Genomic DNA, 11,460 nt, shown 5'->3' with positions numbered 1-11,460 from the left:
AAACAATAAGGTTGAGACATAATCGTATCTCAACCTTGAAATTATTATACGTTGACGTCACTAGTCATTCAGTTTTCTTAATGCTGCTACAATCTCTTTTTTAGTATCTTGTACTTCAGAAGCTTGCTTAATCACTTTTGCAGGTGTACCAGCAACAACTGCACCAGCTGGTACATCTTGTGTCACAATCGCGCCAGCTGCAACAATAGCACCTTTACCAACACGTACACCTTCTAAAATAACTGCATTTGCACCGATTAATACATCATCCTCGATTATAACTGGTGATGCACTAGGGGGTTCAATCACACCTGCCAATACTGCGCCAGCCCCTACATGTACATTTTTACCAGTTGTAGCACGACCACCGAGAGTAGCATTCATATCAATCATTGTACCTTCGCCAACGACTGCGCCAATATTAATTGTTGCGCCCATCATAACGACAGCACCATCTTCAATAATGGCTTGTTCTCTAATAAATGCACCTGGTTCAATACGTGCATTCGTATTTGTTAAGTCTTTTAATGGAATGGCAGAATTGCGACGATCCATTTCAATTTCTATATCTTCGAATTGACTACCATATGCTTCGTAAAAAGGTTTCCAATCATCCGCTTCACAAAAGATTACTTTAGATTGTTCTGAACCAAATACTTTAAAACTTTCTGGGTATGTGATGCCTTCAAAATTACCATTTAAATATACTTTTATTGGTGTAGACTTTTTAGCATCACTTATATATTGAATAATTTCTTCAGCTGTTAAATGTTGTACCATAAAATAATCGATCTCCTTTAATATGTTTATAAGTTGTCAAACGTATAAAAGCCGTTTGGTTTATTAACTAAGCGTTCTGCTGCTTGTATAGCACCATTCGCAAAAATATCTTTTGATTGTGCACGATGTGTGATTTGAATCGTTTCATCAGTGCCAGCAAATAGAACTTCATGTTCACCGACAATCGTACCTCCACGAATAGAATGTATACCAATATCTTGTGGCTGGCGTTTTTCATTTAATTCATGTCTATCATACACAGGTGTTACATTTTCTTTCAAAGATACGATCACATCATACAATTTTTCTAACGTACCACTTGGTGCATCTACTTTTTTATTATGATGTGCCTCAGTCAATTCGATGTCGAAATCATCAAGTAGGGGAACAGCAGCTGCTAAAATTTTAGTCAGTGCATGAACGCCATAACTCATGTTCGCGCTGAAAAATACAGGCATATTTTGACTCAATTCATCTAACTTATTAAGTAGTTTTTCTTTCTCGCCAGTTGTTGCCACAACTAATGGCAAATGAAACTCTTCATCTAATAATGGGAATAATAGATTCGGATTTGAAAAATCTATTGCAACATCGGCATCTTTAACATCTGCAATATGTTGATATTGTTGATATGGCGTTGTTGCTTTCGGTGTATTTTCAATGACCCCAACGATTTCATGTCCTTTTTCTTCTGCTAATCTAGCAACGCGTTGATTCATTGCACCATAGCCAATTAGTAATATTTTCACTCATTTTCACCCGCTTTAAATGTGTCATATGCTTCACGAAGCACTTTAGTATCTGTATCTTCTAGGCTAACCAATGGTAAACGTAATTCATAGTTTCCAAATTCTAAATAACTTGTTAAAGCTTTAATAGGAATTGGGTTAATATCAACTGATAGGGCTGATAACAGTGTGCCGATTGGTTTAAATTGATCTTGAATATCTAATCCACTTTGTTGAGCATCGTATAACGCTTGAAATTCTTTAGGAATGACATTGGCAATAACAGAGATAACCCCTTGACCGCCACGTTGATAGTATTCGACGACGTTGTCATCATTGCCACTATATAATGCAAATGAATTTGTATCAATTCGCTTTTTCACTTCTTCTAAATACTCAAAATCATTCGTAGCATCTTTTAAAGCAACTATATAAGGATGTTGACTTAATATTTCTACAGTTTCTGGTTCAATTGTCATGTTCGTTCTTGAAGGAACATTGTACAGCACGACTGGTAATTTCACAGCATCTGTAATCGCTTCAAAGTGTTTGACTAAACCACGTTGGTTCGTTTTGTTGTAGTAGGGCGTAATTAACATAATTGCATCAGCCCCTAAGGCTTTAGCTTGGAATGAAGCTTGGATTGACTTTTCAGTATCATTAGTTCCAGTTCCAGCTATGACAGGAACACGTTTATCTACAAGATCAATAACTGTTTTTAGAATGCGTTCTTTTTCATCTGTTGTTAAAGTAGGGCTCTCAGCAGTAGTTCCATTAACGATGATTGCTTGGGCATTATTTTCTAGTAAAAAATTAACGTGTGCTTTCAAAGCTTCAAGATTAACTTTGTTATTTGTAAAAGGGGTTGTAAGTGCAACGCCAACACCCTCAAATAAATGTGTCATTTTAATTCGCTCCTTTTAAACGCATAACTTGTTCCAATACTTGTACAGCATTTAATGCAGCACCTTTTAATAAATTGTCTGATGTACACCATACATGGAAAGTATTTTCTAATGAATCATCTCTACGTATACGGCCAACAAACACTTCATCTTTATTAGTGGAATTGATTGCCATTGGATATTCATTGTTCTCTGGATTGTCTACTAAAACAACGCGGTCATCTTGATCAAATAACGCTTTAATATCTTCTGCTGTCGTTTCTTTGTCAAGCGTTACATCAATTTCAACACTATGACTATCTTGAACAGGCACACGTGCGCATGTTGCTGTTACTTTTAAGTCTGGCGCATTTAAAATTTTTCTCGTCTCATCAATCATTTTTTGTTCTTCTTTTGTATATCCGTTTTCTAAAAACACATCAATATGCGGTAACACATTATTATAAATTGGATGTGGATATGCTTCTGGTGCTTTACCATTTACACCTTCAGCTAAATCTTTCTTACCTTTCATCCCTGAACCTGATACAGCTTGATATGTTGTATATGCCACTCGTTTTAAACCATAAGCATCTTGCAATACTTTTAATGGCACAACAGATTGAATCGTAGAGCAGTTTGGATTGGCAATGATACCTCTTGTAAATGTAGGTTCATTGACTTCCGGAACGATTAAATCAATATCTTCTGCCATACGCCATTGACTTGAATTGTCTATAACGATTGCACCAGCTTTTTCAAAGAGTGGGGCAAAGTGTTCGCTTGTACCGCCACCAGCACTCATTAATACATAATCGAAATGTTCACTAGCACGAGCATCAGTTAATTCTTGTACTGTATATGTTTTTTCTTGAAATTCAACTTCTTGCCCTGCAGAACGTGCTGATGAAAATAATACTAATTCATCGAAAGGAATATTTTTACGATTTAATGTCTCCAACATTTTTGTGCCTACTAATCCTGTTGCACCCACAACTGCTAACTTTGTCATAACTTGTCACTCCATTTTATAATAATTTCCAATTTTTAGAATATTTTAACAATCATTTTACCATTAAATGTTAAATGCGTCATATAGTTTTTCTACCGCTTGTTGCCCATTAAAATCATCAATGACGTATGAAATACTTATTTCAGATGTTGTTGTTTGGTAGAAAGGTATATTATTTTCAATTAATGTCAAAAATGCTTTTGATGCCACACCTGACATATCACGCATGCCTGAGCCAATTAATGAAATTTTGACATAATGCTCATTGATTTTATAAGCTAATGCTTCATATTGATTCTTTAATGTTTCAAGAATCATAGAAATTTGATGAAAATCACTATCTTTAATCGTGAAGGATAGTTGTAGCCCATCCAAGTTGACGATTTGTGAAATCATATCAACATTTACAGCACCTTCTTCAAGTTCCGTAAATAGTTGGGTAAGTAGCTGATTGTCAGGTAGGGGATAACTAATTGTTACATGCATCATATGTTTATCCAAAGCCACACCAGTAACTGCTTTTTTCTCTAATATTTCTTCATTTGACATAATCCATGTTCCTTTCACGTTCGATAAAGTTTTTCCTAAATATAAAGGGATATTATAGTTTTTAGCTAATTCAACACTTCTTGTTTCAAGTACACCAGCACCTAAAGCGCTCATTTCCATCATTTCTTCATATGAGACGATGTCTAGTCGTTTAGCCTTTGGTAAAAGTCTTGGGTCAGTGGCATACACACCATCAACGTCGGTATAAATTTCACAAGGTATTTGATTACTAACAGCAAGTGCCACAGCGGTCGTATCAGAACCGCCTCTGCCTAAAGTTGTTAATTCCTGATGTTCATTGATGCCTTGAAATCCAGCAACTACTAAAATATCGTTTTCTTGAAAGGCTTGTTCAAATGTTTGAGGATTAATTTGAGCAATTTTACTTTTTAAATGATGGCCAATGGTTTTAATACCCGCTTGATAGCCAGTCATTGCTTTGGCATTCACACCGATATCATTTAATACCATTGATAAATAAGATACAGTTTGTTGCTCTCCGGTTGTCAATAATAATGCCAGTTCTTGTTGTTTTGGTGCTTTAGTCAAGGTCGATACATTCGTCATTAATTGATCTGTTGTGTTACCCATAGCACTTACAACGACAATTAATTGTTCATCTTGATTGACTCGCTCCTTTAACATTTCAGCGATCCTTTTTATTTTTGTAAAATCACTGACGGATGATCCGCCAAATTTCAACACACTTCTTGTTACCATATAATCCTCCTAATTGTTAGGAAGGGCACACAATAATAAAAAAAGAACAAGTTCGGAATGCGAACTTGCTCTTAATCTATATACAAGTGATGCACTCCATTATTTTTAAATAATGACAAACTCTCAGCTCTTAACCAAAAAGTCCAACAAATTATAACTGCTATTATAATCGCTTCGGCATCGCACCCTTTCAAATTCAGCTGTTAGCAGACAGTAATCTAAACTTTACTCATGATTGATGCGCCTCATCAAAATATTATTAAATTGGTATGTGTTCATTATACATATGACAAATATGAATGTAAACCGATAATTTAGATTTTTTGGAATAACCTGAAAATTCAAGTTATAGCGTTGCTTATATTTTAAAAGGTGGTGATAATGAGACTTTTTGAAAAATAAAATTCAAAATACTTATAGCATACTCAATATGCACATTAAATAAATGTACTCTTTTAATGCGGTGATAACTGTATTTGTAATTTAGAGAAGGGGTGTTCACTGTGCTGATGTGCTAAAAAATAAAATAAAAAGGACACGAGGCTGGGATATTAAGTTCTTAGGCAATGTAAAAAGAGGCTGAGACGGCACCCTAGGAAGGGACCCGTCATCAAAAATTCTATTTATAGAATTTTACAGTAATGTGCCAGACGGGCAAAGCGAAGCCATTCAATACGAAGTATTGTATAAATAGAGAACAGCAGTAAGATATTTTCTAATTGAAAATTATCTTACTGCTGTTTTTTTAGGGATTTATGTCCCAGCCTCACGACCAGTTAATGTCTATTAAATTGAATATAGTCTCGGGCATGAATCAATGCCCTAGACCCTGCAATGTTATATTGACAGTAGTTGACTGAATGAAAATGACTTTGTAGCTAGCTTTTTTCAATCCTTGTCGGTGCAACACATAGAGAAATTGGATTCCTAATTTCTACAAACAATACAAGTTGCGGAATAAGTCCCAATATAGAAGGTGACAGTAAGCCAACTTACAATAATGTGCAAGTTGGTCGGGCCTCAATACAGAGATTTTCGAAAAGAAATTCTACATATTATGTTTATTTTAAAACGCCGATTTCTTGCAAGTATTCTTCATATGGAATTTCTTTTGAAACGCCGCCTTGTTTATTTAAATCGATAACACGGTTTGCAATCGTGTTGATAAATTCGAAGTCATAAGAAGTAAAGATGATAGAACCTTTAAATGATTTAAGACCATCATTGACAGCAGTAATACTTTCTAAGTCTAAGTGGTTAGTAGGTTCGTCAAGTAAAAGTACATTCGCACTTGATAACATCATTTTACTTAGCATACAACGTACTTTTTCTCCACCTGAAAGCACACTAGCTTTTTTCTTAACTTCTTCACCACTAAATAACATACGACCTAAGAAACCACGTAAAAATGTTTCTGTTTGTTCATCTTCAGGAGCATATTGTCTTAACCAATCAACGAGATTCATATTTACACCCTCAAAGAACTCTGAGTTATCTTTAGGGAAGTAACTTAATGATGTAGTAACACCCCATTTAAATGAACCTTCGTCTGGTTCCATTTCGCCAGCTAATATTTTAAGTAATGTTGTTTTTGCAATTTCACTATCTCCAATTAAAATCGCTTTATCATTTGGATTCATTGTGAATGATACATTATCTAATACTTTTTCGCCGTCAATTGTTTTAGAAAGATTTTGAACGATTAATAAGTCGTTACCAATCTCACGCTCAGGCGTGAATTTAACGAAAGGATATCTTCTTGATGATGGTTGAATATCATCTAATTCAATTTTCTCAAGTTGTTTTTTACGACTTGTTGCTTGTTTAGATTTAGAAGCGTTAGCTGAGAAACGTGCAATAAAGTCCTGTAACTCTTTCATTTTTTCTTCTTTTTTCTTGTTTTGTTCTTGAGCCATCTTTTGAGCTAACTGACTAGATTGATACCAAAAATCATAGTTACCAACATAAACTTTAATTTTACCGAAGTCTAAATCAGCGATATGAGTACATACATTATTTAAGAAATGACGGTCATGCGATACTACGATAACAGTATTATCAAAGTTAATTAAGAAATCTTCTAACCAACTGATTGCTGGAATATCGAGACCGTTAGTAGGCTCATCCAGTAATAGTACGTCTGGTTCACCGAATAAACTTTGCGCTAATAATACTTTAATTTTTTGGTTGTTTTCTAATTCAGCCATTTTTTTATCGTGTAAAGTTGGATCGATACCTAAACCAGATAAAAGGTTAGCAGCATCAGCTTCAGCATTCCAACCATTCATTTCTGCAAATTCACCTTCAAGTTCAGCAGCACGGATACCATCTTCATCACTGAAATCTGGCTTCATATAGATTTCATCTTTTTCTTTCATAACCTCATAAAGACGTTCGTGACCTTTAATTACAACATCAAGCACGCGTTCATCTTCATAAGCATAGTGGTCCTGTTTTAAAACAGCTAGACGTTCATTTTTACCTAATGAAACATGTCCTGTTTGAGAATCTAATTCACCAGATAATATTTTTAAGAATGTTGATTTACCTGCACCATTCGCACCAATTAATCCATAACAATTACCTTCTGTAAATTTAATATTTACATCTTCAAATAGTTTACGATCTCCAAAACGTAAACTCACATCAGTTACTTGTAACATGCATTTTCTCCTTTTTTTCATTCGATATTCTAACGGAAGAATTATATCATATTATCGTCACAGTTTCGACCTCATATAAGTTGTAATGATAGAATGACTCACACATGTTATAATAATAAAGAATACAAGAATCGAAGGAGAATAACATGGCATTAGACAAAGATATAGTAGGTTCTATAGAATTCCTTGAAGTAGTAGGGTTACAAGGCTCAACTTACCTTTTAAAAGGACCAAACGGTGAAAACGTAAAGTTAAACCAATCAGAAATGAACGATGATGATGAATTAGAAGTAGGTGAAGAATATAGTTTCTTCATTTATCCAAACCGTTCAGGTGAATTATTTGCAACTCAAAATATGCCTGATATTACGAAAGATAAATATGATTTTGCTAAAGTACTTAAAACGGATCGCGATGGGGCACGTATAGATGTTGGTTTACCCCGTGAAGTGTTAGTACCATGGGAAGATTTACCAAAAGTGAAATCACTATGGCCACAACCTGGTGATCATTTGCTAGTTACATTACGAATTGACCGTGAGAATCATATGTATGGACGTTTAGCGAGTGAATCTGTTGTAGAAAATATGTTTACACCTGTACACGATGATAATTTAAAAAACGAAGTCATTGAAGCCAAACCTTACCGCGTATTACGAATTGGTAGCTTCTTATTAAGCGAATCAGGTTACAAAATTTTCGTACATGAATCAGAACGTAAAGCTGAACCAAGATTAGGTGAATCTGTTCAAGTTAGAATTATCGGGCATAATGATAAAGGTGAGTTAAATGGTTCATTTTTACCACTTGCACATGAACGTTTAGACGATGACGGCCAAGTCATCTTTGATTTACTAGTTGAATATGATGGTGAATTACCATTCTGGGACAAATCAAGCCCTGAAGCGATTAAAGAAGTATTCAATATGAGTAAAGGTTCATTCAAACGTGCAATCGGTCACTTATATAAACAGAAGATTATTAATATAGAAACAGGTAAAATCACTTTAACTAAAAAAGGTTGGAGTCGAATTGACTCAAAAGAATAATCATTTTTACACGTGTCGTAGGATGCGTGTTTTTTATATTCAATATTAAGTCGGACAGATGAAGTAGTTTTTTAAACATTCCTTTCAAAGTAAAAAATTAAATAATTCAAACGAATAGGCTGGGACATTAAGTTCTTAGGCAATGTAAAAAAGCTGATTTCTATTAATTATTTGATGGAAATTAGCTTTTTTGATATGTATTTTATAATGTACAGCTCGTTGAGCTGCTATTTTCCTTATATTAAGTGCCATTAATACAAAACCTAGCTCTCGTTTAACTTTATTTATTCCTCGAACTGACATTCGAGTGAAACCCAAAATAACCTTCATAAATCCAAAAACAGGCTCTACATAAATTTTTCTATGACTATAGATTTTTTTCGTTTCTGGTTCAGAAAGCTTTTGATTAATTTGGGCTTTAATGTATTTCAAAGTAAAATTACATGTTAATACGTAGTATTAATGGCGAGACTCCTGAGGGAGCAGTGCCAGTCGAAGACAGGGGCCCCAACACAGAAGCTGACATATAGTCAGCTTACAACAATGTGCCGGTTGGGGTGGCTGAGACGGCACCATAGGAAGGGACCCGTCATCAAAAATTCTATTTATAGAATTTTACAGTAATGTGCCAGACGGGCAAAGCGAAGCCATTCAATACGAAGTATTGTATAAATAGAGAACAGCAGTAAGATATTTTCTAATTGAAAATTATCTTACTGCTGTTTTTTTAGGGATTTATGTCCCAGCCTCATTTTTTGTGTACATATTTAAATTTCGATAATTTTTCAGGAAGCATTTTAATTTTACTAATGAAGCAATATTTTTTAGATTAACAAAAATTAATATTTACATTTTCTTAACAAATTTTTATGTAACATTTACAGTTTCTAAAAATGAGGTTAATAATTCAAGGTTAAGATAAAGATGTAATCAATACAAATACTATTTGTTGTTCATACAGGGAGGATATTTCAATGAAAAAATGGCAATTTGTTGGTACTACAGCTTTAGGTGCAACACTATTATTAGGTGCTTGTGGTGGCGGTAATGGTGGCAGTGGTAATAGTGATTTAAAAGGGGAAGCTAAAGGTGATGGCTCATCAACAGTAGCACCAATTGTGGAGAAATTAAATGAAAAATGGGCTCAAGATCACTCGGATGCTAAAATCTCAGCAGGACAAGCTGGTACAGGTGCTGGTTTCCAAAAATTCATTGCAGGAGATATCGACTTCGCTGATGCTTCTAGACCAATTAAAGATGAAGAGAAGCAAAAATTACAAGATAAGAATATCAAATACAAAGAATTTAAAATTGCGCAAGATGGTGTAACGGTTGCTGTAAATAAAGAAAATGATTTTGTAGATGAATTAGACAAACAGCAATTAAAAGCAATTTATTCTGGAAAAGCTAAAACATGGAAAGATGTTAATAGTAAATGGCCAGATAAAAAAATAAATGCTGTATCACCAAACTCAAGTCATGGTACTTATGACTTCTTCGAAAATGAAGTAATGAATAAAGAAGATATTAAAGCAGAAAAAAATGCTGATACAAATGCTATCGTTTCTTCTGTAACGAAAAACAAAGAGGGAATCGGATACTTTGGATATAACTTCTACGTACAAAATAAAGATAAATTAAAAGAAGTTAAAATCAAAGATGAAAATGGTAAAGCAACAGAGCCTACGAAAAAAACAATTCAAGATAACTCTTATGCATTAAGTAGACCATTATTCATTTATGTAAATGAAAAAGCATTGAAAGATAATAAAGTAATGTCAGAATTTATCAAATTCGTCTTAGAAGATAAAGGTAAAGCAGCTGAAGAAGCTGGATATGTAGCAGCACCAGAGAAAACATACAAATCACAATTAGATGATTTAAAAGCATTTATTGATAAAAATCAAAAATCAGACGACAAGAAATCTGATGATAAAAAGTCTGAAGACAAAAAATAATAAGACGCAATTTCAAATGTGTCTTGAAACATGATTTTGATGGTGAATCATTATTTAGAGTACAAAGCTTGATTTATCGAGACGCTGATTTTGACATTCAGTTAGTCTACAAGCTTATCAACTTAAAATAGTGGTTCATCATTATTTTACAAATCTAATTATTTTGGGAGTAATAGAAAGAGGTTTGATTATGACTTCATCTACTAATGTTAAAGCTTTAATCGAAAAAAATATTAATAAAAAAGGGAAGCATAATGACAAAATTATACCAGTTATTTTAGCCGCAATTTCAGCGATTTCCATTTTAACAACACTAGGTATATTAATCACATTGCTTTTAGAAACCATCACTTTTTTCACCAGAATTCCAATAACTGAATTTCTATTTTCTACTACTTGGAATCCTACCGGTTCAGACCCTAAGTTTGGTATCTGGGCATTGATAATAGGGACTTTAAAAATCACAGTTATTGCGACTATATTTGCAGTTCCAGTCGGGCTTGGTGCAGCAATTTATTTAAGTGAATATGCAAGTGACCGTGCACGACGCATAATTAAACCGATATTAGAAATTTTAGCAGGAATACCAACAATTGTGTTTGGTTTCTTTGCATTAACCTTTGTTACACCAGTATTAAGATCTTTCATATCAGGTCTTGGAGAGTTTAATGCTATAAGTCCCGGCTTAGTTGTCGGTATTATGATTGTCCCTCTCATCACAAGTTTGAGTGAGGATGCAATGGCATCTGTACCAAATAAAATTCGAGAAGGTGCCTATGGACTTGGAGCAACTAAATTAGAAGTAGCAACTAAAGTCGTACTTCCCGCAGCAACATCAGGTATTGTAGCTTCAATCGTTCTCGCGATTTCAAGAGCAATTGGAGAAACGATGATTGTATCATTAGCGGCAGGTAGTTCGCCAACAGCTTCATTAAGTTTAACAAGTTCGATTCAAACAATGACTGGATATATTGTTGAGATAGCGACAGGTGATGCAACATTTGGATCAAATATTTATTACAGTATTTATGCTGTAGGGTTCACACTATTTATCTTTACCTTAATCATGAATTTACTTTCTCAGTGGATTTCTAAGCGTTTTAGGGAGGAGTATTAA

General features: G+C 34.2%; 9 protein-coding genes, 1 pseudogene and 1 riboswitch. Of the genes and pseudogenes, 3 read left to right on the top strand and 7 right to left on the bottom strand.

The window, feature by feature from the left end:
- Nucleotides 1–60 precede the first annotated feature (60 nt).
- From dapD to NSS86_RS05595, 6 genes are all read right to left on the bottom strand, one after another.
- Nucleotides 61–780 (bottom strand): 2,3,4,5-tetrahydropyridine-2,6-dicarboxylate N-acetyltransferase, encoded by a 720-nt coding sequence (dapD, locus tag NSS86_RS05620; protein ID WP_000249839.1) that lies wholly within the window; start codon nucleotides 778–780, stop codon nucleotides 61–63.
- Between the two features lie 26 nt (nucleotides 781–806).
- Complete coding sequence (dapB, locus tag NSS86_RS05615; RefSeq protein WP_000698231.1) at nucleotides 807–1,529, bottom strand: 4-hydroxy-tetrahydrodipicolinate reductase; 723 nt, start codon at nucleotides 1,527–1,529, stop codon at nucleotides 807–809.
- Nucleotides 1,526–2,413 carry a 4-hydroxy-tetrahydrodipicolinate synthase gene (dapA, locus tag NSS86_RS05610; RefSeq protein ID WP_000149278.1) on the bottom strand — a complete coding sequence of 296 codons (888 nt, stop codon included), beginning with the start codon at nucleotides 2,411–2,413 and terminating at the stop codon, nucleotides 1,526–1,528. Before dapA ends, dapB begins: the two co-directional genes overlap by 4 nt.
- Before the next feature lies 1 nt (nucleotide 2,414).
- Complete coding sequence (locus NSS86_RS05605; RefSeq protein ID WP_000163523.1) at nucleotides 2,415–3,404, bottom strand: aspartate-semialdehyde dehydrogenase; 990 nt, start codon at nucleotides 3,402–3,404, stop codon at nucleotides 2,415–2,417.
- A 63-nt stretch (nucleotides 3,405–3,467) separates the two neighbouring features.
- The gene (locus NSS86_RS05600) at nucleotides 3,468–4,673 is read right to left on the bottom strand and encodes an aspartate kinase (RefSeq protein ID WP_000258716.1); all 1,206 of its coding nucleotides are present in this window, start codon (nucleotides 4,671–4,673) and stop codon (nucleotides 3,468–3,470) included.
- Between the two features lie 81 nt (nucleotides 4,674–4,754).
- Nucleotides 4,755–4,930: riboswitch (Lysine riboswitch) on the bottom strand.
- 804 nt (nucleotides 4,931–5,734) lie between these two features.
- Nucleotides 5,735–7,336, bottom strand: coding sequence for an ATP-binding cassette domain-containing protein (locus NSS86_RS05595; RefSeq protein WP_000942303.1), 1,602 nt, complete (start codon nucleotides 7,334–7,336; stop codon nucleotides 5,735–5,737).
- A gap of 146 nt (nucleotides 7,337–7,482) precedes the next feature.
- On the opposite strand from NSS86_RS05595, the gene cvfB reads away from it, so the two are divergent.
- Nucleotides 7,483–8,385, top strand: coding sequence for an RNA-binding virulence regulatory protein CvfB (gene cvfB, locus NSS86_RS05590; RefSeq protein WP_001162352.1), 903 nt, complete (start codon nucleotides 7,483–7,485; stop codon nucleotides 8,383–8,385).
- 135 nt (nucleotides 8,386–8,520) lie between these two features.
- Here the strand turns inward: cvfB and NSS86_RS05585 are convergent.
- Nucleotides 8,521–8,814, bottom strand: a pseudogene (locus NSS86_RS05585) (transposase); the annotation flags it as partial.
- A 545-nt stretch (nucleotides 8,815–9,359) separates the two neighbouring features.
- Here NSS86_RS05585 and NSS86_RS05580 point away from each other — a divergent pair.
- Both NSS86_RS05580 and pstC read left to right on the top strand, forming a co-directional pair.
- Nucleotides 9,360–10,343: a phosphate ABC transporter substrate-binding protein PstS gene (locus tag NSS86_RS05580; RefSeq protein WP_000759232.1), complete on the top strand. Its 984-nt coding sequence runs from the start codon at nucleotides 9,360–9,362 to the stop codon at nucleotides 10,341–10,343.
- A 190-nt stretch (nucleotides 10,344–10,533) separates the two neighbouring features.
- Entirely contained in the window at nucleotides 10,534–11,460 is a 927-nt protein-coding gene (gene pstC / locus NSS86_RS05575) for a phosphate ABC transporter permease subunit PstC (protein WP_000204619.1), read from the top strand.

It is taken from the genome of Staphylococcus sp. FSL W8-0056 (genome assembly GCF_037963075.1).
Lineage (GTDB): Bacteria > Bacillota > Bacilli > Staphylococcales > Staphylococcaceae > Staphylococcus > Staphylococcus aureus.
Note: the sequence above shows the minus strand (reverse complement) of the source record. Positions and strands in the feature narration are given on the sequence as shown.